At 67.4% G+C, this 24293-nt stretch carries 11 protein-coding genes and 1 pseudogene; 5 read left to right on the top strand and 7 right to left on the bottom strand.

Annotated features, from left to right (window positions below; all coding sequences use genetic code 11):
• The 5 genes from CLU94_RS27505 to CLU94_RS27485 form a co-directional block, all read right to left on the bottom strand.
• Positions 1 to 10530 (bottom strand): LysM peptidoglycan-binding domain-containing protein, encoded by a 10530-nt coding sequence (locus tag CLU94_RS27505; protein WP_218965327.1) that lies wholly within the window; start codon positions 10528 to 10530, stop codon positions 1 to 3.
• Positions 10531 to 10597: 67 nt separating this feature from the next.
• Positions 10598 to 12097 carry a hypothetical protein gene (locus tag CLU94_RS27500; RefSeq protein ID WP_099668031.1) on the bottom strand — a complete coding sequence of 500 codons (1500 nt, stop codon included), beginning with the start codon at positions 12095 to 12097 and terminating at the stop codon, positions 10598 to 10600.
• Entirely contained in the window at positions 12094 to 15762 is a 3669-nt protein-coding gene (locus CLU94_RS27495) for a hypothetical protein (protein WP_099668030.1), read from the bottom strand. Before CLU94_RS27495 ends, CLU94_RS27500 begins: the two co-directional genes overlap by 4 nt.
• A gap of 180 nt (positions 15763 to 15942) precedes the next feature.
• Positions 15943 to 16320, bottom strand: coding sequence for a hypothetical protein (locus CLU94_RS27490; protein WP_099668029.1), 378 nt, complete (start codon positions 16318 to 16320; stop codon positions 15943 to 15945).
• Between the two features lie 460 nt (positions 16321 to 16780).
• A complete protein-coding gene (locus tag CLU94_RS27485; RefSeq protein WP_143451578.1) occupies positions 16781 to 17239 on the bottom strand; it encodes a hypothetical protein in 459 nt (152 codons plus the stop codon).
• Positions 17240 to 17407: 168 nt separating this feature from the next.
• Between CLU94_RS27485 and CLU94_RS27480 the strand changes: the two genes are divergently transcribed.
• Entirely contained in the window at positions 17408 to 18598 is a 1191-nt protein-coding gene (locus CLU94_RS27480; protein ID WP_099668027.1) for a low temperature requirement protein A, read from the top strand.
• A gap of 27 nt (positions 18599 to 18625) precedes the next feature.
• Here the strand turns inward: CLU94_RS27480 and CLU94_RS27475 are convergent, their stop codons facing one another.
• Positions 18626 to 19156, bottom strand: a complete 531-nt coding sequence (locus tag CLU94_RS27475) for a GNAT family N-acetyltransferase (protein WP_099668026.1) — start codon at positions 19154 to 19156, stop codon at positions 18626 to 18628.
• An 80-nt stretch (positions 19157 to 19236) separates the two neighbouring features.
• On the opposite strand from CLU94_RS27475, the gene CLU94_RS27470 reads away from it, so the two are divergent.
• A complete protein-coding gene (locus CLU94_RS27470; protein WP_099668025.1) occupies positions 19237 to 19812 on the top strand; it encodes a helix-turn-helix domain-containing protein in 576 nt (191 codons plus the stop codon).
• On the opposite strand, the gene CLU94_RS27465 is transcribed toward CLU94_RS27470, so the two are convergent.
• Positions 19809 to 20705, bottom strand: a complete 897-nt coding sequence (locus tag CLU94_RS27465) for a LysR family transcriptional regulator (protein ID WP_257219030.1) — start codon at positions 20703 to 20705, stop codon at positions 19809 to 19811. The genes CLU94_RS27470 and CLU94_RS27465 overlap by 4 nt on opposite strands.
• Positions 20706 to 20765: 60 nt before the next feature.
• On the opposite strand from CLU94_RS27465, the pseudogene CLU94_RS27460 reads away from it, so the two are divergent.
• The 3 genes and pseudogenes from CLU94_RS27460 to CLU94_RS27450 form a co-directional block, all read left to right on the top strand.
• Positions 20766 to 22265 (top strand): annotated as a pseudogene (locus CLU94_RS27460) (MFS transporter); the annotation flags it as partial.
• Positions 22266 to 22356: 91 nt separating this feature from the next.
• Positions 22357 to 23925: an EAL domain-containing protein gene (locus CLU94_RS27455; RefSeq protein ID WP_099668023.1), complete on the top strand. Its 1569-nt coding sequence runs from the start codon at positions 22357 to 22359 to the stop codon at positions 23923 to 23925.
• A complete protein-coding gene (locus tag CLU94_RS27450) occupies positions 23922 to 24290 on the top strand; it encodes a hypothetical protein (protein ID WP_143451577.1) in 369 nt (122 codons plus the stop codon). Before CLU94_RS27455 ends, CLU94_RS27450 begins: the two co-directional genes overlap by 4 nt.
• Positions 24291 to 24293 lie beyond the last annotated feature (3 nt).

Raw genomic sequence — 24293 nt, 5'->3', positions numbered from 1 at the left:
TCAAGGCCGCACCACCCAGCGCACGTCTTCGAGCGACAGCAGCAGTTGCTCGGGCGCGCCGTCCGTAAAGAAGTTCAGGCGGAAATCCATGGCGGCGCCGCCATCCGTGGTCGGCTGCTGCGCGTCATACCATTGCTGCACCTGGGCCACCAGCGCCATGGGCGCGGCGGGAGGCTGGGCCGCATCGATGGGCGCGAGCACGGCCGGCAGCAGGCTGACCGGCAGCGAAGTGCGGGGAAAGCCCGCCACGGCCGGCATCACGCTGTAGGAATAGCTGCCATCCATGGCGATGCGCACGCTGCCCGAGGCGCCCGTGAAGAGGGCGTTGAAGAAGCCTCGCATATAGGCCGCCACATCGCTGCCGCCCACCGGTGCGACTTGCCGCAAATCATAGCCTTGCCAGCTCAGGCGTGGCAGGATGGGGTCGCTGAACTTGACGACCGGCGTCTGGTACAGGAAGGCGTGCATGGTCGACACCTGCGTCTGGCTGGGCGGGCACAGGTAGCGGTTGCGCTGCACGTACAGCGAAGCCTGGGCGTTCTTGTACACCATCACGTTCAGCCCCGGCATGCGCACCTCGCGACCGGTATTGGCCAGCGCGGCGGCAAACGACAGGTCGGGCGCGTCGGCGGCGATGGCCGCGTAGCGGTAGGCCAGCAGCGCATCGGGCGGCGTGGGCGTGGCCGGCGTGGCCCGGTACTGCTGCGCATCGATGTCGAGCACGGGCACGGGCACGCTGACGATACCGTTGCTCAGGGTGCCGGACAGCGGGTCGTAGGTGGCGGGCGCGCCGCCGACGGTGACATTGAGCAGCGCATACCAGGCGTCGCCGCCATGGTCTTCCAGGCGCGCGTCGAATTCCACGGCCACGCTGGCCTCGCCTTGCGCCGCCGCCAGCCGCGCCGTGCCGAAATGCTGGCCATAGCTGGTTGCCACCTGGGTCACCAGCTGCTGGAAGGCGGTGGTGGCCAGTGTTGCCTTGGCGATACTATCGGCCGTGTCCTGCTTGCCGTCGAGGGGGGCGAGGAAGGCGTCGAGGTCAGCCGAGATGAGCGGATAGTTGCTGACGAAGGCAGCCAGCGCCGTGAACAGGTCGGGACCGGTCGCCGCGGACAGCCTGGCAACCTGCGACGGCACGTTGAGCACGACGCTGACGTGCACGGCATCCTGCGCCGCCTGGCGATAGGTGTAGCTGAAGCCGTAATCCCACTGGGCCAGCTGGGCCGGCTGCAAGCCACCGGCGGCCAGGCGCATGCGGCCGCCCTGCGGCGCGGCGGACGCGGTGGCGGTCTGCCGGTTGACCGTGGGCGGCACGGGCAGGGCGCGGTTCAGCACGGGGATATATTGCGTGCCATTGCCCAGCGGTACCTCGAACGGACCCGTGATGAACAGCAGCCACTGGCTTTGCAGGTAGTTTTCGATGCCGGGCACGGGGCGCTGGTCGAATTCCATGTGCGTGATCTGGTAGCGCAAGTCCAGCGGCACATAGGCCTGGCCTTCGACGTTCTTCGAGATGAAGTTGAATGACAGCCGGCTCTGGTCCTGCGCGGCCGTGCCTGGCAAAGGCAGCCGGGTCGGGAACAAGGTGTAGTTCTGGTTGCCGTCGCCGGCCGCGCCGTCGGCTGTGCCCGCGCCGGCGGGCTGGCCGTACAGCGCTGGCGGCGCGCCCTCGTCTTCGTCGTCCGCGCCAGTGACCTGGTCCACGCCGTACACCACCACGGCGCCGGCGGCAAAGGCCGGCCCCAGGGTGGTCAGCAGCTGCTGCCGCATGGTGGCGGCCGCGCTGACGCGCGTGGCCTCGTCCGCGGCGCTGCTGCTGAGCACGGGGCTGACCGTAGCGCTGATGACGTCGGCCAGCGTCTGTTTCGCCTTGAGTACGAGGCCCAGCTGGCCGCTCTGCAGCGGATCGGCGACGCCGTTGAGGCGATCAAGGATGTAGGCGGGCGGCGCATAGGTGGCCGAGAGGAACTTGTCGATGGCGTCGAGACAGCTTTGCAGCCACAGGTTCAGGTCGACGCTATTGAGCGTCAGCGCATGCGGCGTATTGGTCGGATAGGCGTCGATGCTGACCGTGCGGCTTTCCAGCGAATTGGCGACGGGCAACGGCGCGTAGTAGCTGGCTTGCTGGCCCAGGCGGAAATGGATGCCCTGGCCCGGCGTCTCGCTGAAACGCACGGCGAACAACTGCTGCGTCTGCTGTCCGGCGCTGCCCACGCGCGTCAGCCCCGCGCCCGCGCGCATCGACCATTGCGGCGTCTTCAGGCACGCTTCGAGCGCCTTGGCAAACGTGGTGAAGCTGGACGCGCCGCCGTTCGTGTCGGCCTGCGGCAGCACGGCGCTGACCACGCTGGCGCCGTCCGGCAGGGCCGCCAGCGCGGGATCGAGCAGGATGGCCTGGCGCGTCAGCACCAGCGCCACGTCGAGCGCGATGCGGTTGGCTCTGGCCAGTTGCGCCAGCGGCACCGGCACCGACAGCGTGGCGGCGGGCGCCGTGGCGCTGCCGCCGTTGGCCAGGGCTTGCAAGTAGATGGCGCAGGCGGCGGCGAAGTCGCGCACCTGGCGCGACCGGGCCTCGTCCAGCGGCTGCAGCGGCGTGGCCAAGAGCGAGTTGCTGAGGGAAATGCTCACCGCATTTCCGCTCAGTCCGGGCACGCCCAGGCCCGTATAGTCCTGGTGCAGCTGGAAGTACAAACATTGATAGAAAGGCAAGTCTTGCGCCGCGTCGGCTGGCGTGGCGTAGGCCAGGCCATCCATGCGCAAGGTCAGCAGCAGCGCGGGCGCGCCGCCCGCATCCGTGCCATACAGGTAGCTGGCCTGGACTTTCGGCCAGGCGGACAGGCCCAGCAGGCGATCCGTGTAGCGCAGCGGGGCGGGGGCCTGGTCCAGCGCTCCCGTGTAGCCGGCCGGCGGCGCCTCGAACGGCGTGACGGTGGTGTTGCCGAACAGGTCTTGCCAGCGCAGGGCCAGCGACGCATGGCCGCCCACGCCCAGGTAGGGATTGTCGGCGGCGGGCGGCAGGCCGGCCGGCGGATTGGCAGGCGCCGCATTGAGCGTGGCGAACGGCCGTCCCTGGCTGTTGTTGCCCAGGTAGCCCAGTGCCTGGCGGTAGTCGTAATCGGCCAGCGCCGCGGCCGCATAGCGCCGGCGGTGAGTTTCGCCATCGTCGCCGCCATCGCTGTCGTTCGCATGGTCCTGCGGTCCGAAAGGCAGGCTGTAGGGACTGGGCAGGAAAAACGGGTTGCGGCCCAGGCCGGCCGACAGCGTGTTGTACAGCGCGGACAGGGTCGCCTGCGCATATTGCTGCTGTTGCTGCGGCGTGGGGTTGGGCGGCAGCACGGGCACGCCGTCATTGGTACGCTTGAGCTGGAACGACAGGTTGCCCGGCGCCAATGTCGCTTGCGCATCGAGGGCCAGGCTGTCGACGTCGAGCACGGCGCCATCGGCATACAGGCCTTCGGTGTCGGCTGCGCCCAGGGCCAGGGCGTCCACCGACAAGCCGTAGTAGGCGGCCAGGGCGGCGAAGGTATTGCCGGGACCGCCAGAGGCGGCGGGCACGCGGTAGACGAGCGGCGGAATGCGCATGGTCGCGCCCAGCGCCACCGTCACGCCGGGATTGTAGGCAGCGATCTGCGCCGCGCTCAGCGGGGTGGCGCCGGCCGAGTAGTACGCGGCCAGCTGCCCCAGCGCTTGCGCGGGCGCGGCCATGTCTTGCTGGTTCAGCTGGTGCAGGATGCCGGCCACGGGCACGCTGGCGCCGGCGCGCAGCGGCCGCGCGGCGTTTTGCCGCGCCAGCTGTCCCACGCCCATGCCGTACGTGGCGGCCACGGCGCTCAGGGTGCGCGTGGCGGCCAGGGCCAAAGGCTGGCTCTTGGCCGGCTTGCTCAGCGATTCGAACACCAGCACGTCCTGCTGCGGGTCGATCGCTTGCGTCGTCAGCAGGGCGTTGACGAAGTTCGGCACGGTGTCGGCGGCGCCCGCCGCCTGGCGCGCCAGCGGCACCACCAGGGTCAGCGTGGCCGTGCCCGTGGCGTCGAAGACGGATGGGGGCAAGCCGGCGCCCGACACCATGTCCTCGAAATACAGATAGTAGCCGCCGCCGCGCACCACCGATTGCTCCCACAGCAGCTTGATGAATTGCGAGGGGCTGTTGGCTATGCCGCGCGGCAAGACCGTCCCCGCCGCGTCCAGCAGCATGCGGCTGGCCGGTGGATGGCTTTCCGTGGATAGATTGGTTTGCGTCAGGAAGCACAGGTAGTCGGCATCGGCCTGGCCCGTCAGCGCCACCTGGTCGCTTCCGCCTTCGCTGTACAGCAGGAACAGGCCTGCCACCAGGGTTTCGCCCACGGCGGCCATGCCGCTCAGCAAGTATTCCAGGCGCTGGGCATCGGCGGCCGACGGTCCCACCAGCTCGTATACGTGGGCCAGGGTGGCGGCGCTGGCCAGCGCGGTGCCGCTGGCGTCGTTGGTGGCCACGGTGGCGGCCGGCATGCGCGTGATCTGGAAATCCACGCGCGTGGCATAGGCATAGCCGCTCAAGTCCTGGAACACCGTGCTGCTGCTGTTGGGCGGCGTGTTGCCAATGCGGGGACGATAGGCGGGCATCAGGGCCAGTATGTCCGCGTATGGCGCCTGGGGGTACAGCGTCTGCAGCGTATCCTGGCGCTGGGTGATGCTGGCCAGCATGGCGTCGGGCAATTGCCACAGATACGGCGCGGGCGCGGCCTGGCTGGCGGCGGCGCGCGCCCCTGGAGCGGCGCCGGACGTCACGGCCGTCAGGCGCGCCAGGTCGGCGGTGATCCAGGCGGCATAGCCTGCCGCAGGGAACTGCCGCGGCTGCAAGGACGCCAGCGGCAGGATGTGCAGCGCAGGCGACGGCACGAAGTTGCCCGCCTGCGCATACGCCAGCACGCCCGACAGCAAGCCGTACGCGGCGCCCAGGTCGATGGGCAGGCTGGTGCCGGGCGCGCCGGCGAAGGTGATGAAATCGAGGGCGACGCCATGCGAGACGGCATTGCGTCCCAGGCCGATGCGGTAGCCGCCGGCGGCGCTGGCGGGCGTGGGGAATTGCTGGCCCGTCAGCTGGTACAGCGCGTAGTCGGTCTGCGTCTTGCTATACAGGAAGGATGGCGACAGGCTCAGGCCCGCCGCCACCGGCAGGCGCAAGCCATAGGTGATGAAGCGCGCGACCTGGCCGGCGGCCTGGGCCACGGCGCCGCTCGCCTGCACGCCGCTCCACAGCTGCTCCAGCGGCAAGGCGTCGAGGTGGGCGATGGCCAGCCGGCCCGGGGCCGCGGCGAACAGATTGGCGACGCCGGCATTGTCGCGCCCCAGCGCGGCCGTCGTGGCGGCAAAGCGGCTGGCGATGCCGGCCAGGGTATCGCCGGCGACGGAAGCATAGGCCAGCGGCGGCACGGCGAGGATGGCCGTCGGCAGCAGCAGGTCGGCGCGCGCATACAGCGATGCCTGCTGCGCCAGGGTGGCCAGCGGCACGCCCAGCGCGGCGGCGATGGCGCCGAAGCTGTCGCCGGGCGCGGTGACGTGGCTGACGGCGCCGGCGCCGAAGTCGAAGACCAGCGTCACGCCCGTGCGCAGCGCGCGCGGTTCGGCATTCGCGCCGATGAGCTGGGCCGCGGTGGTGTGCCAGCGCCCGCCGGCGCCGGCCGGATCCGTGTAGCGGGCGGCGATGGCCGCCAGCGTATCGCCGGCCTGGATCACGGCGGACAGGCCGCCGACCTGCAGCGGCAGCGCGCCGTTCAGCGGATACGTGGCATTCGGCAGCGACACGTCGTCCGCGTCGATGGCGTTGCCGGCCCGGTTGAAGGCGGCGACGATGCCGGCGATGCTGTCGCCCGGCTGCAGCGCATAGCTGTAATTATCAAAGGCATCGATGGCCGATTGCAGCAGTGCGCGGCCGATCAGGCTGAAGACGTCGACGAAGATGAAGGCCGCCATCGATTCGGGCTCGGCGTCGTCCTGCGCCAGCAGCGCGGGCTTGGCGGGCGCCTTGCCCACCTTGGCGGCCACCTGGCGCAGCACGCCGGCCACCGTGCTGCGGTACTGTTCCGTCGCCGTCGCGTAGGTCTCGAGGTCGATCGCCTGCGTGCCGGCGCCGCCTTGCGGGTCGGGGACGTCCAGCCGCAGCCCGTCGAACAGCGGGAAGAGCGTGGCGCCGTCCATATTGGCTCCCGGCGCGCTGATGTTCACGATGAAACTGTCGGCGAGGAAGTGCAGCAGGTCGCCCATGCCGAATGGCTGCATGGCGGGATCGGCCAGCACCTGGATGCCCGCCACCAGCTGCGCCAGCGTGACGCTGGCAGTCGCGGCGGCAGCCAGGTCCAGCGCCTCGGCGTCGGCCCGCACCGCCGGCTGCAGGGCGTCGAGCAGCCACGGGAAATACGCCTTGCACAGCAGGTCGAACGAGGTCGTGCCGGTGCCCGCGCCGCCGGCGGCCGGGTCCGGCGCATCCATGGCGAACAGGCAGACGAACGCGCCTTGCTGCGCGCTGCTGGCGGTGGCGCCCTGCGGCGCCAACACCGTGAATTGCGGCGCCGTCACCAGTTGCAGCACCGGCTTGGCGTCGGTGCGCAGCACGCGTCGCGGCTGGCGGCGCGGCGCGGCACGCAGCATGGCGGCCTGCAATTCCATCGGCAAGGTGCGCGCGCGGCCGCGCGCCAGGCTGTCCAGGCGCAGCGCGCCGCCGCCATCCCACGGCGCGCGGCTGTCGTCGCCGATGCGGAATTGCGCGCTGACGGTGGCGGAAAAGCCCACGGAAATGGTGAAGCTGAAGATGCCCAGGTCGATCTTGACGCGCAGGCTGATGCGCACCGAGGCCGTCACGGACAGGGGGATGGCGCGGTAGGATTCGTAGCCGATCTGCACCGACACGGTGATATTGACGAGCAGCGAAGCGCTGATGATCTTCAAGTCCACTTCGCCGTACAGCATGCCGATCACGCCGAACGTGCCCGTCAGCTTGAAGTAGCTGCTTTCCTGGACGCTGCCGGACGCGCCCGCGTTGGCCAGCGCGACGGCGTTGCTGCGGTCGTACGGATGGTAGGTGGCGATCACGCCTTCGATGATGCCGAACACGGTCAGCGCGAAGCCGGCTTTCAGCGGCCCCTTGACGAAGTTGTAGCCCAGGCCCAGCTGCAGGCCCAGGCCGAAGACGATGACGGGATTGAAATACCCGAGATCGGTTTTCGGCACCTGCGTCGCCGTCGCGCCCGACAGCTTGCCGAAATACACGCCGCCCGAGCCCAGCACCGGCACGCCGTAGACGATGGCGCTGAAGCTGAACGAGCGCGTAAAGTCCATATTGTAGGGAAAGCCGATGTCGATCAGGAAGTCGCCATTCGTGTAGATCTTGATGCCTATCATCGGCAGCACCACGCTGACGGCGCCGAAGTTCAGGTTGCGGATGCTGTCGGGGAAGGTGAAGTCGATCTGGAACAGGCCCACGTCGTCGCTGATTTTCTTGTACAGGATGTCGACCACCAGGCCGGCCAGGCCGCCCATCTTGGGGCTGCCCAGGGTCAGGCGCAAGCCGTACAGGTTGGGATCGTTGAAGACGATCTGGACGTCGACGGCCCATACGCCGGCCGTCTGCAGCACGCCGAAATGCGCGGCGATCAGCCAGTTGCTGTCCGGCTGGTAATACGGCTGGCCGTGCACGCCGCTGCCCGGGTTGACGGGATTGTTCTTGCCCGTGGTGGGCGGCACGCCCGCCAGCGCATCGATGACGGCCTTGGTCGAGCTGAAGTCGGACGCGCCGTTGATGGCCACGCGCTGGCCCAGCATCAGCAGGAAGACCTTGAAATAGCTGGAACCGGCGCCCGGCACGCTGGGCATCTCTTCCACGTCCTGTCCCTTGTCCGGGTCCAGCAAGTCGCCCATGCTGCCTTTGAGCAATGGCGGCACGGTGGCGTCCAGCGCCAGGGTCACCTTGCCGTCCGTATTGCGCTTGAAGACGATGCTGCGGATGACGATGAAGCCCAGGTTGAGGGGGGAACTGAGCGTGTAGGTGGCGCTGAGGCGGTTCTTTTCGCCGGTTTTCAGCGACACGTTGACGGACAGGCCGTCCAGCGTGACCTGGTTCAGCAAGTCCCACGGCGACGGCAGCACGAAATACGGATCGCCCAGCGTGCGCACGAGCGCCTGGATCAGGCTGCCCAGGGACCAGCCCGCCAGGGTGAAGCTGAGCATCTCGTTGCCGCTGGTATAGGTTGCCGTGAAGCCTTCCCAGCTCACGTACAGCGTGTGGTTCGGCCCCTTGTCCGTCGGCTGGAATGCATAGCCGAAGCCCAGTTTCAGATTGATGGCGGTATAGATCCATACGGCGTCTGCCTTGCCCGAGAATTGCTGCGCGGCCGGCTTGGCGCCGTCATATTGCACCGAGAGCGTGGCTTTCTGCAAGCCGATCTGTTGCTGGCCAAGCAAGAACAGCCAGGTAAAGGTGGTGTCGACCGTGTAGCTGGTGGCCAGGTCCGTGCTGGGCTTGCCGCTGGGAATGACCGCGTCGATGGCGAACGCGGAAATCTTCAGGTTGCCCGGCAAGAAGACCGGGAAATCATAGATGCCGCCGGCGGCAAAGAATTGCTTGATCATCTCGCCCACGTCGAGTTCTTGCGCGAGCGAGGCGGAGAGGGTCCAGCGGGGCGGTGTTTCCTGGCTGCTGTAGGCCACGCTGACGGCCGCCTGCAGGCTGGCGCCCACGCCCAGCAAGCCGGAAATGGAACCGGCCCAGGCCGTGCCGGCGCCCGCCTTGCCGGCCTCGACAAGGGCAAGCGCGCCTTCCTGCTTGTCCGCGGCCACCGTGGCGCTGATGCCCGACAGGCTGATCTGGCCATCCGAAATGCTCAGGATGGGCGCGCCGCCCACCGTCAGGAAGGACAGGCTGATGGCGTAGTCGCTGGAAAACGCGAAGGACTGGGCCGCGCCGTCTATGCTCAGCGCGATGTTAGACACCTCGGCCTGGATGCTGTCGGGCAGGCTGACGAGGCCGTTCGAGACGACGGACAGGAAGTCCGACAGCGTGGCCTTGCCGGGAAAGCTGGCCTGGAACAGCTGCGCCGAGTTGAATTGCACGTCGAATTCGCCGCCCGGCGTGCCGTCGAGGTTGCGAAATACCGTGGGCAACAGGGTGAAGGTGGTGCCGAACAGGTATTCATAGCGCGACTTGCCGCTGGCCTTGCTCGCCAGCGGCTGGTAAGCCGTCCAGTCGAGGAAGAACGAGGTGATGGTAAAGCTCAGCGCGGGCGTGGGCGCCGGGATGGGCTGCCAGCTGAGATCGCGCACGCTGCGCAGCTGCAGCGTGACCTGGTCCACCGTGGGCGCCGCCTTGGGCGGGATGCTGCCGCTGATGGTCATGCCGCCGAGGCCGAACGACGTCAGGAACTCCTGCAGCACGGCCGGGGTGGCGCGGAAATAGCTGGCGCCCCCGCCGATCAGGCCGATGGCGGCGGCGGGACTGAGGGGCGGCCCGTCGCTGCCCGCTTCCAGGCTGACCGCGTAGTTGCCGTCGCCGTCGGCGTTCGATGGCTGCAGCAGCAGCGACAGCGTGTAGTCGGCGGCGCCGGCGCCTTCCACGCTGAGCGTGGCCGTCAAGGCCAGCGTGGCGGCCTGGTCGCCGTCGGCCGCTTCCTCGTCGTCCGCTTCGCCGGCGCCGCGCAGCAGCAGCTGCATGCCGCCGTCGAGCAGCAGGGCGTCGGGCGGCGGCGCATCGACGGGCGGCGGGATCGTCACGGTCAGGCTGGGCGCCGCCACGCGCAGGTAGCCGGCGAACGTGCAGTCGAGCTCGCTGAGCGTGGCCGACAGCACGCCGCTGGGCATCAGGCCGCCCAGTTCGAACGTCTTGCCGTCGTACAGCGCCATGTCCAGGTAGCCGCCGATCTGCAGCTTGCCCGGCGGCGCGGCCAGGTCGGAAAACAGTTCCAGAAATGGCGTCACGAAGGCGGGCAGGGCCACACTGGCGCTGAGGTTCTGCTTGGCGCCGCCCGTGACGGACAGCGCGCTGTCGCCGCCCCATGGATAGACGCCGTCGGCGCTGGAAAACACCAGCAGCGCGCCCGACAGCGGCAATTCGCCGAACGGCCAGCCGCCCATGAAGGGAAAGCTGCTGTCCCAGTTCCAGTCCGCGGGACTGGCGGCCACCTGCACCACCAGCACGGCCGCGTCATCCCCGCCGTCATCCCCGTCGTCGGCCGACGAGCGCGCGGCGGCAGGCTGCGTGGAAAACACCAGCGTAGCCGGAGTTTGCAGCAGGCCGCCGATGAAGGGCAGGCTCGCCTTGCTGACCGTAAACACGCCGTCGCTCACGGCGCCCACGTCGGCTGCCGCGCAGCTGATCAGGAACTGCGCCGCGTCGATCTGGAATGCCTGGCCGATGATGGCGTCGAATTTTTCGGGCGGCGCGACGTCCGGGTCGGCCAGGCCCGCTTCCAGGAAGGCGGCATCGAGGGCGAACGGGCCACTACTGGCGGCGTTGACGATGGCTTGCTGCAGGTTTTCCAGCGCGGTATCGGTGGTGGCCATACGAACTTGCTCCTTGAATCAGTCATGATGTCCAGGGCGGACGCTCGCACCCGCCCGGACGCTCTGTCTACAGCACGGCAAACAGCGCCAGGTGGTCGCTGGTGCTGCGCAGGTAGCCGTAATTGGCCCAGCCGTTCAGGGTGCGCGCCTGGCCTACGGCATACACGGCCGCCGGCGATTGCGGCCAGGCCATGCCGGTAGGCACGTTCGGAAATTGCGCGGGCAGCGGGCGCGTGCCGATGGGCACGCCCGCAGGCATGCCGCCCGCCACCGTGAACGGCGTGCCCGACACGGGGTTCATCACCGTGAACTGGTAGTTATTCGCCGGCACCAGCGGGTTGACGAGCATATTGTCGATCGAGAAAAAGTTGCTCACCATATCGCTGCCGATATAGTTATAGCCGGGATACGGCGCCGCCACCAGCGCGCCGCCGGCCGTATTGTCGGACCACAGGAAGCGCGATTGCTGCGTCAGCTGCTGCTTGGTGCGCTTGGGACGGATATGCGTGGCCAGGTAGCCCTGGTACGCATCCAGCGTCAGGTTCGGCGCCGCCGGCATGGCGGGCGGCGGGTCCAGCAGCGGTATGTAGTTGATCGCGCGCAACTGGTCGTAGGCCGTCGTCCGCCCGCCCGCGCCGGGCGGCTGCGCGTAGATGGCGTTCAGGTTGAAGTCGCCGCAGATCATCTTGACTTCATTGTGCGGCGCGCCGGCGGGCGGCGCCGCCACGTCGAGCACGCCGCGCAGCAGGATATTGATGAAATTGGTGGCGCCGCCGTGGTTGGGCGGCGCATGCACGGCAAACAGGGTCAGGTTGCGCGTGATGACGTTGGCCCGGTTGGTTTCCACGAAAGTGACCATGAAGGGCTGGCGCAAGCCATTGAAATTGACCAGGCCGCCAACGACGGGCGGCACGGCCGGCGCCGGCGCGGGGGCGAAGGCGATGCGCGCCGCCGCCATGCCCTCGGCCAGGCCGCCGTTGTATTGCGCGCCGGCGGGGATGGTGCGCGCCGGCTGGCCTTGCGGGTTGAGCAAATCCTGGATGTCGGGCGCGCCGGCGCCCCCGGCCGGGTAGGCGGCGGGCACGGCGCCGGCCGCCACGGCCGACACGCCGCCGCCCGTCCACACGTTCGGCCCCGTGAAATAGCGCCGCACTTCCGTGGGCGTGCCAACCGTGCCCGATATGCCGCGGTACAGCACGGCGACCGATTCCGTGCGCCCGCCCGTGCCCACTTTCAGCGGCGGCACCATGCGCCAGGCAGCGCGGTTGGGGTCGGCGGGGTCGGTGCGCAGCTGTTGCAGCAGGAAGATCGCGCCCTGCAGGCCGCCCGTGTCGGGCGCCAGGTCGCCGGCGCCGGCCGCGCTGGCCGACACCTCGATCAGGACGAAGATGTCGGGCTGCGTGGCGCGCAGGATGGTCAGGATGTGGTTGCGGCGCTGCAGCGCGGCCACGGCCGGCAGGTTGCCGCCGCAGCGGCCGCCTTCTCCATAGCGGGGCCGCTTGCGGCTGGGATTGTTGACCTTGTTGATGCCGAAGTTCTCGATATTCCAGTACACGACGTTGGTCATGCTGCGCTCCCCAGTGAAATGGCAGGCAATGGCAGCGCGGCCAGTGCCTGCTCCTGGCGGGCGGCCGCATCGGCGATGTACGCGGCATACCAGCCCAGGCTGCCCGTATTCTTCGGGTCGCCAAATAGGAAGAACTGGATGTTCGCGTCGGGCGGCAGCTTGGCAATGCCGAGGAACTTGATGGCGATATTGTCGAGCCGCAGGCAGTAATAGTAGGAGTCGCCGTCGGGCACTTTTTGCCGCATCAGCCCGATATTGTCGATGGCCAGCTTGAAGATGCCTTGCAGGCTGATCAGCCTGGCGCCCGGCGCCGCGCCGGGCAGCGACAGGCCGACGAAGACGGCTTGTTCGTCGTCGTCGGCCGTGCTGGCAGGCGACCAGGCCAGCAGCAGGGTCGAATGGAAGCCGGCGGCCGAGACGAGCGCGCCCGGCCCGCCCATGGTGACGTCGTACACGATGCCGTGCCATGGCCCGTCGAGCGTGCCCAGGTTCAGCGCCGTGCTGACGGGCAGGAAGCCGAAATCGGCCGGCTTTTGCCCGTCGGCGGCGGCGATAAAGCCCGACAGTTCCAGGCCGAAGCCCTTGAACAGGCTGTCCGGCCTGGCCTGGCTGGCGTCGAGGTCGTAGGCCAGGTTGGCCGTCACCTCGTCGAAGCGCACGGCCGACGGCGTCGTCTGCGGATAGCGCATGTCGATCACCAGGTTGGAAAAGGCCAGGCCTGCGCCGTCCGGCGGCAGGTCCGGCGCCAGCGCGCCGAACGACAGCAGGTCCAGCACGGCGCCCGTGCGGTCGTCCAGGCTGGCGAAGTCCAGCGTGCCCCAGACGGAAAAACGGTTCAGCACGGTCGCGCCCGCGTCGGTGGTGCCCAGGCAGTTGAACTGGATGCGCTGGAACGCCACGTGGCGCAGCAGGTTGCTGTCGAGGCTGAATATCGACGGCGTGGCTTGCTCGAAGATGTAGATGCCGGTGCCATTCTGGTCGATATAGCTGCCGTCGAGTACCACGCCGTTGTTCGGCATCGCATTGCCGCCGAAGGTGGTGGCCGTCACGCGCGAGCCGAGCAGGGCGTTGACGGCCAGCTGCACGTAGCTCTTGAAGGTCTTGATGACGGCATTGTCGAACAGCACCTGTAATTGCAGCACGCGGAATGCATAGTTGTCGGTGTCGGGCAGGGCGATGGGGGTATCGGGCGGCAAGCCGTTGCGCTGGCCGGCGGCGAAGGCCGGGTCCTGGTAGTCGACCAGGCCGAAGGTGCTGGAATTGCCGTCGAGGGTGATGCTGCCGTCGCCATGCACCGTCACGCGGCTGGCCGTGAAGCCGAAATGGTGGGCGACGAAGCGCGTCAGGTCGAGGCCGGCCGCGATGCCTTGCAGGCCGGGCGGCAGGCTGGACGGATCCAGGTCCGCCTGCAGCACCAGCACGCCCGTCCAGGCGGGATCGCTGACCAGTTCCAGGAAATGCCGGTACGGCGATTCGGGCTTGTCCGCCGCCAGCACCTCGGCCGCTTCGATGACATCCTGCAGCCACTGCGACAGCCCCGTGTAGGCGATGCCCTGGACGTCGGGGCCGGCGTCGGCGGCCAGCGAAAAATCGGGCGCGCCCGACCAGGCGTTCGGATTGGCGACGCGTTCCCTGACGCTGCCGCTGCAATACTTGAGCAGCATCACGTTGCGGTAGGACGTGGGCGTCACGCCGACGCCCACCTGCGCTTGCATGGTCCAGCCCGCGATGCCCACGGTATTGTCGAAGTGCGCGGCGCCGTCCGACAGGTGGGCCGCGTTGACGGCCACGAGGAACAGCTGGTTGGTCTGCAAGGCATCCTGCAAGGTCGCGTCCGGGAAGCGGAAGCCGAACGGCAAGACCTGGCCGCCGCCGCCCAGGGTCTGACCCAGGGTCACTGACAGGAAGGCGTCCTGGTCCTGCGCCTGGCTGGACACGGTGGCGACCGCTCCCTGCGGCGTGGTGCGGTAGTGCGGCGCTTCCGCCAGCGCGTCGCCGGCGGCCAGTCCGCGCACGCGGCGGCTGGCGGCCGCGCGCGCCTGCCAGGTGGCGCTGGCGCCGCTGGAAATGACGGCCTTGCGGGTGGCGGCGACGATGCTGCTTTCAAAGCTCGACAACAGGGCGGCGCTGACATCCAGCGGGCCGCCGCTGACGGCGCCGCCATACGGCAGCAGGGGAAAGGCGTGCGCGGCGCCCTGCGGCACGGGCAGCGAGGGCGGGGTCGAGGCGAGCACGGTATCGGCAGCCACGGCGCGCAGCAAGGCGGCGGCCCGGGCGGCCGGCGGCAGGCCGTACATGGGACTGCCCGCCGGCTCCGCATGGTAATGCGGCGTGGCCGCGCCGCCCTTGAGCACGCTGGCCCAGCAACCGAGGTAATCGGCCGTCAGCGGCGTGGCCACGTTACCGGAATCGGGCAAGTCCAGGGTCGCTGCCTGGAACGGAAAGACGGACGCGTAGGCGGGCGAGGCGGGCACGAACAGCAGGCTGTCATTCTCCGGCGCGGCGCCATCATAGGTGGTCATGCTCAGCTGTTCCGAGCCGAAGATGCCGCATAACAAGTTTGTCTGCGCCCCGTCAGCCTGGCCGATGGCGCTCAGGCCGAAGCGCCCGGCCGGCGTCAGCAGGGCCTTGCTGGTGGCGGGCTGGGAAGGCGACTGCGCGGCGCAGCCGAAGGCCAGGGCGCCCGACTGCAGGCCGATCACGGGCGGCTGCCCGCTGGCGGCGCCCAGCGGCCGCAAGATCGTCGCATGGCCCAGCGCCGTGCGGTAGGTGGACGGCAAGGCGGGCCGGCCGGCCGGCAGCAAGCCGCAGCGCAATACGCCTTCCAGCCTCGCCTTGGCGGACAGCTTCTGATTGTAGGGATCGAGCGGGTCGACGGTGCCGACCCAGGCCAGTCTGTCCGACAGCCCGGTGGGCGCGCTCAGCGCCGGGTAGAACAGCTGCTGCAGCTGGCCGCTGGCCGTGTCGCGCGCGGTCATGGGGAAGCCGACGGCCAGGCCGCTTGGGCCGAAGGTGACGGGAGGGTTGACGGTGGCTGTAAACGTCAGGCAGCCCGCATTCGCGCCCGCCAGCGGCACGAACGTGCGGATCGTGCCGTCGCTGCCCGAGACGCGTATGCCGATATCGCTGGCATTGCGCTGGAAGGCCAGCGCCGGCGGCGTAGCCAGCGGCGCGGCCAGCCGCAGACTGCCGCTGGCGGCGTCGATGGACAGGCCGACGCCGGACAGCACGTTGAACAGCAGGTCCTGTCCCAGCCGGAAATTGACGTTGCTGCTGGTGGCAAAGCCCTTGGTCAGCTGGTTATAGGTGTAGCTGCAGCCGTAGTTCTTGAAGGAATCAGTCGGCGCTGCATCGGTGTCGCGCAGCCACAGCAGCGCGTTCAGGTTCAGTCCCGGCGCCGATGACTGCCGGTCGATATACGCGACGAGGGCGGCGATGAAGGGGCCGGGCGCCGCGTCCAGCGCCGCCGGACGGGCGCTGGCAAACACGTAGCTGCCCATGCGCTGCGGCGACAGGCTGTCGGCATAGCTGATGCCGTCCGGGGGCGTGGCCGGCGGCGCGACGGGCGGCAGCAGGTAGCCGGCCCACGCATGCTCCGCCTGCGGCGGCGATTCATACAGGCTGACCTTGCTGGCGGGATCGGTGGCGACGAAACTGAAACCCATGACAACCTCCACTCAAGACGCGACTCGGGCTGCGATGCGGCGGCATGGCTGCCGCGCGGCAACGCAATCGTTTACAACGGGTGGGCCCGGAAGGGCGTCGGATGGCCAGGCGGCTTGCCTGGATGCGGTGGCGGGCGGCCATCCGGAGCGCCCGCCCGCAGGCGGGCGCGGAACCGCCGCTTACTGCGAGTTGGAGGTAAAGGTGGCCAGCACGAAGCCCGTGTAGCTATACAAGGTGCCGCTGTCGACGATGTCGCCGGAGAGCAGCACGTTATACAGGCCCGTGCTTTGCGGCGAGTAGGTGACCGTCAGGCCGGCTTTCCACGTGACGACGCCGTTGCCCGTGTCGCTGGCCAGCTTGGCCGTGGTGAAACCCGTGCTGACGCTGGGATTCCAGTACGTGGTGCGGCCCTGGAACTGGAAGGCGATGCCGGTCTGGTTGTTGCTGTCGCTGCTGGCGATGGACAGCGCGATGCTGTTCGGCGTGGTGTTGGTGGTGACGCTTTGGCCGGAGGCCAGCGTATGGTTGGTGACTTCGACGCGAGGTAAGTTAGACATGACATTCTCCATGAGGTGATATCGGCCTGCACTTGCGGTGGGCGCCCCGTGGCCGACAGGTTCGGGGCAGTTGGGTAAGTCGGTGGAAATGGTATTGCGACGGCTTTGCGACCATGCCATAAAAATATGGCGGGACAATACGCAATTTCAAATAAAGACAAGATATTTGATATTAATCAATCCGGAATTGATTAATATATTTCGTATTTGCTTATTCAAAAAAGTAGTTTCCGGCTATTCGTAATATAACCATGCCGGCTCTTGCGCATGACGAGTAGCGATTCTATGCCTATTTTTTTGCGCGATTCTCTCGAATTGTCGCGAAGGCAAGAATAATGCGGCTTCCAGACGCGGCACGGGAATGCGCCGCCGGCCATTTTGCGCGGCGGCAGGCAAGCGGGATAGGAAATGCAATTGAATATAAACGGTTTATTGATTTAAATAGATAGCCTGCGCGGCTTTATTGCGCGGCCGGCGCGGGCAGGGCCGGACAGCGTTCAAAAACGGCTACCACCTTGCCAGTCAGCGTGTATTGCGTGCCGTCATCGAGGATGGGGCCATCGATGAGGATTTGATATTGCTGCGGACCGAGCGCCTGGAAACGCAGGGTCAGTCCTTTCTGGAACGTCACGATGGTATCGCCGCGGTCGGCGCCCAGCTGCAGCAGGATATTCGCTGTCGACAATAAAACCGTCCAGTAGGCGGTGCCGTTGGCGCGCAGCGCCACCTGGGTGTTGTCATTGATATCGTTGGTGGCCGTGGCGATGGCGTCGCTGTTGACCGTCAGCGCCATGGTTTGCGGCGCCCGGCACGCGGGGGCCGGTTCGGCCAGCTGGCGCGCCAGCGCCGGGGCGTCGCCGCCGAGCGATAGCAGCAGCGCGGCAGCGAGCCAGGGGCCGCGCCAATTCAGCTGATACATGGTGGAGGTGGTGTCCCGCGCATGCGGCCCATCGTAACGAAATTCGGCCGGAAGAGCAAACGCATGCCGACCGCAGGGCGTCGCCATGGCCGCCATCCCCATCTGCTATCATCGTGCCGTTTTGGCCAGCGCCGCGGGCGCCGGTCCGGTATTTATGCAAGGAAAAAAATGAATAATCGCATTTCCCTGCTGCGCCAGCGCGGCGTGCAGGACAGCGGCAAGGTGGGCATGATCGAGCTGTTCTTCGACCTCGTGTTCGTATTTGCCGTCACGCAACTGTCGCACGGCTTGCTGGCGCACTTGAGCGCCATGGGCTGGCTGCAGACGGGCCTGCTGTTGATGGCCGTCTGGTGGGTGTGGATCTTTACCTCGTGGATCACCAACTGGCTCGATCCCGAACGCATCCCCGTGCGCATCAGCCTGTTCGCCATGATGCTGGGCGGCTTGCTCATGTCGGCCTCGATTCCCGAAGCGTTCGGCACGCGGGGCCTCGGCTTTGCGGGCGCCTACGTCGCCATGCAGGTGGGCCGGCCCCTGTTCGCCTGGTGGGCCGTGCGCCATGAGGAACTGTCGCGCCGCCGCAATTTCCAGCGCATCGCCCTGTGGGCCGTGCTGTCCGGCATCTTCTGGATCGCCGGCGGCATCGCGTCGCCCGAGCAGCGCATCTTCTGGTGGGGCGCGGCCCTGCTGATCGACCTGGCCGGTCCCTGGATGCAGTTCGGCATGCCGGGCCTGGGCCGTTCCTCGACGGCCGACTGGGATGTCGACGGCGGCCACATGGCCGAGCGCTGCGCGCTGTTCGTCATCATCGCCCTGGGCGAATCGCTGCTGGTGACGGGCGCCACCTTCGCCGGCCTGGAATGGACGGCCGCCAACTGGCTGGGCTTTTTGTCGGCCCTGGTCGGCAGCATCGCCATGTGGTGGATCTATTTCGACACGGGCGCCGAGGCGGGCCACCACCGCATCGCCCACTCGAAGGATCCGGGCCGCATCGCCCGCAAGGCTTACACGTATATCCACGTGCTGATCGTGGGCGGCGTGATCGTTTCCGCCGTGGCCGACGAGCTGGCCCTCGTGCATCCGGACGAGGCGAGCTTCGCTGGCATCAGCGCCTTGCTGGGCGGCCCGATCCTGTATCTGCTGGGCAATGCCTTGTTTAAATGGGTCAGCAACGACCGCGCCACGCCGCCGCTGTCGCACCTGCTGGGCATCTTGATCATCCTGGCGCTGATCCCGATGGCGTATGGCCGGCTGTATTCGCCCCTGACCCTGGCCTGCATCACCAGTTGCGTGCTGGTATTGGTGGCCGTGTGGGAACATATGGCGCTGCGCCGCCCGCCACCGGAGATCGATCTCTGATGCGCGCTCCTTGATATTTGTTTGACCTCAACCGGGCGGCGCGACGCCGTCCGGATCGCTGCGCGTATCGAGCTGCAGCTGCAGGAACGCCAGGTCCAGCCAGGCGCCGAACTTGGTGCCTACCTGGCGCATCAGTCCCACCTCTTCGAAGCCCAGCTGCTTGTGCAGGGCGATCGAGCCGGCATTGCCCGCTTCGATGCCCGCCACCATCACGTGCTTGCCCAGGCCGCGCGCCCGCGCGATCAATTCCCCCATCAAGGCCTTGCCGACCCCGGCGCCGCGCCGATCGGCGCGCACGTACACGGAATGCTCGACCGTATGGCGAAAGCCTTCGAACGGGCGCCAGTCGCCGAACGAGGCGTAGCCAGCGACAGTTCCTTCCGCATCGATGGCGACGAGCACGGGATAGCCGGCCTTTTCGCGGTCGGCCAGCCAGGCGGCGCGGTTGGCCGCATCGACCGTCCGTTCATTCCAGATGGCCAGGGTATTGCTGACGGCATCGTTGTAGATGGCCGTGATGGCCTCGATGTCGCCCGCGTGGGCATCGCGTATCTGCATGTTGCTCTCCTTGCTAGGCGTCTACTATAATGGACAAATCATAGATTGCCGCCCACGCTTTTGTCCAATAAATCCTGATTATGTCCACTAAACCAGACGAATTGAACCAGCGCATCGGCGCCAGGGTACGCCTCGAGCGGGAAAGCCTGGGCTGGTCGCTGACGGAGCTGGCGGCCCGCTCTGGCGTGTCGCGCGCGATGGTGCACAAGGTGGAGCGGGGCGATTGCAGCCCCACGGCCACCTTGCTGGCGCGCCTGTCGGGCGCCTTCGACCTGAGCATGTCCGAATTGATCGCCCGCGCCGAAATGCGCGCAGGGCGCTTGCTGCGCCAGGCTGAGCAGCCCGTGTGGATCGACCCGCAGAGCGGCTATGTGCGGCGCCACGTGTCGCCCGCGTCCGACATGCCGCTCGACCTCGTGCATATTACCTTGCCGCCCGGCGCCGTGGTGGCCATGCCGGCCGCCGCCTATGCGTCGCGGCGGCAACTCGTCTGGTCGCTCAGCGGCAGCCTCGTCTTCCTCGAAGGGGAGACCCGCCACGTGCTGGACGAGGGCGACTGCCTGGAACTGGGCCCGCCGGCCGACTGCGTGTTCATGAATGAAACGGCCACCGCCTGCACCTACGCCGTGGCCGTATTGAAGGGCGTTCGACCTTAAGTCAGCGCCGCCGCGCGCAGCTGGGCGATGAAGGCGCGCGCGGCGGGCGCCTGTTCGTGGCGGCGGAAGGCCACGGCGATTTCCGAGCTGATCTGCGGCCCTTCCAGCTCGCGGAAACACACGCCGGGCAATTGCACGCTGGCCATCACCGAGTGGGGCACGATGGCGCAGCCCACGCCCAGCGACACTTCCGTCAGCACGGCCACCAGGCTGCCTGGGCGCGACACCACCTGTGCCGCAAAGCCGCCGCGCCGGCTCGCCTCCAGGGTTCCCAATTCCTGTTCCGGCACGATGAACGCCTGCTGCGCCAGCGCGGCCGGCCCCGCCACGCCGAGGCGTGCCAGCGGGCTGTCCGCTTGCACGGCCAGCACGAAGCGGTCGCGCAGCAAGACCACGCTGTCGAGTCCGTCCGGCAAGTGCAGGGGCGGACGCACGAACGCCAGGTCCACCCGGCCCTGGTCCAGCAAGCCGGGCAGGGCATCCATCGCGTATTCGCGCGCACCGATGTGGATGCCGGGGTGGCTGGCGCGAAAGCGGGCGAACTGGTCCTGCAGCACGCCTGAGTAGGCGGCCGAGGCCACATAGCCGATTTCCAGCCGTCCCAGCTCGCCCCGTCCCGCGCGCCGCGCCACTTCCTGCGCCTGCGCCAGCTGCCCCAGCGCGCGGGTGGCTTCGATGACGAACAATTCGCCGGCCGCCGTCAGGGCCACGGCGCGCTTGCTGCGCTGGAACAGGCGCGTGCCGAGCAGGCTTTCCGTTTCCTGCACCTGCTTGGTCAGCGCGGGCGGCGAAATTCCCAGCTCGGCAGCGGCCCGCGCGAAGTGCAGGCTGTGCGCGACGGCCAGTATGCAGCGGAAATGCCGCAATTCCATGTCTTTGTCTGTATTCACCATCAGTGAATTATAAGGCGATCATCTTATAACAGGAAATAATACAAGCGTGCTTACAATCGGGGCATGAAGAATACCAACTGGACCTTATATACGTGCTCGGGCGTGTGCGCGCTGATCATGCTCGACACCAACGTGGTGGCCGTCTCGCTGCCGTCGATCGCCCGCTCGCTCAACGCCAGCTTCGTCGACGTGGAATGGGTGGTCAGCGCCTACATGCTGGCGTTCGCCTCATTCCTGTTGCCAGCCGGCAGCATCGCCGACCGCCTGGGACGGCGCAGGGTGATGCTGTTTGGCCTGGCCGTGTTCGCGCTGGCGTCCCTGCTGTGCGGCCTGGCGTGGACGCCGTTCGTGCTCAACGTGGCGCGCGCCGTCAAGGGACTCGGCGCCGCGCTGCTGCTCACCTCCGCGCTGGCCGTCATCGGCCACACGTTTCATGCGGAAAAGGAGCGGGCGCGCGCCTGGTCCGTGTGGGGCGCGGCCATGGGCGTGGCCATGACGGTGGCGCCCCTCTTGGGCGGCCTGATCACGAGCGCCATCAACTGGCGCTGGATTTTCTACCTGAACCTGCCTGTCGTGGCCATCTTGATGTGGCTGGTTAGCAGGCACGTGGATGAATCGAAGGATGCGTCCAACGCCAGCTTCGACCCGGCTGGCGCGCTGCTGTTTTCCGCCGGCCTGTTCTGCATCATCTGGGGCCTGATTGACGCCAGCGTGGCGGGCTGGTCCAGCCGCGCCACCTTGCTGCGCTTTGCCGCCGGCGCGGCGCTGCTGCTGGTGTTCGTGCTGGTGGAGCGGCGCCAGCGCGCGCCCATGGTCGATTTATCCCTGTTTGGCCGGCGCGTGTTCGTCGGCGCCGTGCTGGGCATGTTCGGCTACGCCATCGCCGCGCAAGTGATGATGACGTTCCTGCCCCTGTATTTGCAGAACGCCTTCGGCTTTTCCGCCGTGCTGGCCGGCTGCGCCATGCTGCCGTTTGCCGTCGCCATGGTCGTGCTGTCGCGCCTGGCGCCGCGCGCCATGCATTACCTGGACGACCGCGGCATCCTCGTGACGGGGCTGTTGATCGTCGCCGTGGGCAACGTGGCCACGGCCCTGGCCGCCGCCAGCCTGCAGTACGGCTGGGTGGCGGCGGGCATGGTCGTCACGGGGGCGGGGGCCGGATTGCTCAACGGCACCACGCAAAAGGCCATCCTCGCCTGCATCCCTCGCGAGCGCACGGGCATGGGCTCCGGCATCAGCACCACCACCCGCTTTGTCGGCATCGTGCTGGCCGTGGGCGCGCTGGGCGCCGTGCTGGCCATGCGCACGGCCGCCTCGTTCGAGCAACTGGCGTGGCTGCACGGCTTGAAGGCTTCGCCGGAAATGATCGGGCGCATCGTCGCCGGCAACGCATCCGACGCCTTCGGCCAGCTGCCGCCCGCCCTGCAATCCGTGGCGCAGGAAGCGGCGCGCCACGCCTTCATCGACGGCTTTGCCAGCGTGCTGTACCTGGCTGGCGGCCTCGCGGCCGTGGTGGCGGCGCTGGTGTTCGTGCTGGCAAGGCCGCTGGAAAAAGTGTAACTGTTCAGCAAGTTCTGCGTGCGCGGCCTCTGCTTGTAATATGATGCCATCAGGAAATACATGGCATTCATATAACTACCGCGGGAATTGCATGCGCAGAAAACGCATTATCATCACCAGCGTGCTGGTGGCCGTCATCGGCGTGGCAGCTCCCCTGAGCCTGGCCTTCTACCTGTCGTCCGTGCGGGCCGAGCAGGGCGAGCAGGAACGCCTACGCCTGCTGGCCGGTTACGCGCTCGAGCGCGCCCACCGTTCGATCGCCTCGGCCAGCATGGCCCTGCGCAGCGCCGATGCGCTGGAGCTGGCGCCGTGTTCGGAAGCCCATGTCCAGCAATTGCGCCGCATCACCATCACCACGCGCAGCATCGACGATATCGGCTATGTGGAAAACGGCTTGCTCAAATGCACGTCCACGGGCATCGAGGAAGAGCGCATCGCCGTCACGCCCGCTGACTTTACCCTGGACAATGGCATGGGCCTCGATTTCGACCTGCGCCCCGTCGTCAGCGGCGGCAAGCGCATGGTGGGGCTGTCGTATCGCGCCTACAAGGTGCTGATCGATCCCGTGCGCTTTTCCGACGTCATCGTCGACAGCGACATCCAGATGGCCGTGGCCATCGGCAAGCGGGGCGTGCTCGACACCTTGCACCATCCGGACCCGGCGCTGGTGCAAGCCTTGCTGGCCGGCCAGCCGGCGGCGGCCGGCGCCGTACCGGACGGCAGCATCCATGCCATGCTGTACCGCGATGGCTTGACGGCCGTCATGATCGAACCGCGCAGCAAGCTGAACGACAGGCTGCGGCGCGAACAGCTGCTGCTCTTGCCGCTGGGCCTGCTGATGGCCGCCTTCCTCGTCGGCATCGTCGTGTGGCTGTCGCGCCGCCGTTTGTCGCTGATGGGAGAGTTGCGCATCGCCATCGACCGGCGCGAATTCTTTGTCCATTATCAACCGATCATCGCGCTCGATACGGGCGTGTGCGTGGGCGCCGAGGCGCTGATACGCTGGCGCCGTCCCGATGGCAGCATGATACGGCCCGACCTGTTCATCCCCGTGGCCGAGGAAGGCGACCTGATTCTACCCATCACCGACCAGGTGATCGATTGCGTCATCGCCGACATGCGCACCGCGCTGCTGGCCGACCGCGAGCTGCACATCGCCATCAACCTGTGCGCCAGCGATATCGAAACGGGCCGCGTGCTCGACGTGCTGGAGCGGGCCCTGGCCGGCACGGGCATCGAGGCGCAGCAGATCTGGCTGGAAGCGACGGAGCGGGGCTTCATCAACGTGGACGCGGCGCGCGCCACCATCGAAAAGGCCAGGGCGCGCGGCCATGCGGTGGCCATCGACGACTTCGGCACCGGCTATTCCAGCCTGTCGAGCCTGCAAAACCTGCCGCTCGACGCCTTGAAGATCGACAAATCCTTCGTCGATACCATCGGCACGGATGCGGCCACCAGCAGCGTCACGCCGCACATCATCGCCATGGCCCGCACCTTGAACATGCTGATCGTGGCCGAAGGCATCGAAACGCAGCAGCAAGCCGATTATTTGCTGGAACGCAAAGTCGAATTCGGCCAGGGCTGGCTGTTCGCCAAAGCGCTGCCGGCCGCGCAATTCCTTGCCTTTTATCAAACGCGCCGCGCGCCACCGTCCCCATGAAACCGCCACGCTTTCCCTATCCCTTGCAGCCGCTGCGCGTACCGGGCGGCTGGCACATCACTGTCAACACCCTGTTCGAGGTGGAGCCGGGGCCGGACACCATGGAATGGTTCAGCAGCGCATTGCTGCTGTGGGGCAGCTGCCGCGACAGCGGTTACTGCTTCAATTCGCACTTCGAGCCGGAAGACGACCCCGATGGCGAGTTCGTTGTTGAATTTTGCAAAGTGGCATTTGATCGTCAAGATAAGAAAAAAATGAATTCTGAAGTATTTCTGGGAGAATTTAGAACAAAATCCCGACTTGAATTGATAAAAGTAATCGAAAACTATATGCTTGATGGTGAAATCTCAAAGACATCATTGTAAACG

Source organism: Janthinobacterium sp. 13, from assembly GCF_002749695.1.
Lineage (GTDB): Bacteria > Pseudomonadota > Gammaproteobacteria > Burkholderiales > Burkholderiaceae_D > Janthinobacterium > Janthinobacterium kumbetense.
This window is presented reverse-complemented; position numbering and strand designations above follow the sequence as displayed.

What these genes read in the sequence shown, in the direction of transcription:
- CLU94_RS27465 (WP_257219030.1), bottom strand. Translation starts at nt 20,705, where the DNA reads ATGGTGAATACAGACAAAGACATGGAATTGCGGCATTTCCGCTGCATA.
- CLU94_RS27490 (WP_099668029.1), bottom strand. Translation starts at nt 16,320, where the DNA reads ATGTCTAACTTACCTCGCGTCGAAGTCACCAACCATACGCTGGCCTCC.
- CLU94_RS27470 (WP_099668025.1), top strand. Translation starts at nt 19,237, where the DNA reads ATGTCCACTAAACCAGACGAATTGAACCAGCGCATCGGCGCCAGGGTA.
- CLU94_RS27475 (WP_099668026.1), bottom strand. Translation starts at nt 19,156, where the DNA reads ATGCAGATACGCGATGCCCACGCGGGCGACATCGAGGCCATCACGGCC.
- CLU94_RS27495 (WP_099668030.1), bottom strand. Translation starts at nt 15,762, where the DNA reads ATGGGTTTCAGTTTCGTCGCCACCGATCCCGCCAGCAAGGTCAGCCTG.
- CLU94_RS27485 (WP_143451578.1), bottom strand. Translation starts at nt 17,239, where the DNA reads ATGTATCAGCTGAATTGGCGCGGCCCCTGGCTCGCTGCCGCGCTGCTG.
- CLU94_RS27505 (WP_218965327.1), bottom strand. Translation starts at nt 10,530, where the DNA reads ATGGCCACCACCGATACCGCGCTGGAAAACCTGCAGCAAGCCATCGTC.
- CLU94_RS27500 (WP_099668031.1), bottom strand. Translation starts at nt 12,097, where the DNA reads ATGACCAACGTCGTGTACTGGAATATCGAGAACTTCGGCATCAACAAG.
- CLU94_RS27455 (WP_099668023.1), top strand. Translation starts at nt 22,357, where the DNA reads ATGCGCAGAAAACGCATTATCATCACCAGCGTGCTGGTGGCCGTCATC.
- CLU94_RS27450 (WP_143451577.1), top strand. Translation starts at nt 23,922, where the DNA reads ATGAAACCGCCACGCTTTCCCTATCCCTTGCAGCCGCTGCGCGTACCG.
- CLU94_RS27480 (WP_099668027.1), top strand. Translation starts at nt 17,408, where the DNA reads ATGAATAATCGCATTTCCCTGCTGCGCCAGCGCGGCGTGCAGGACAGC.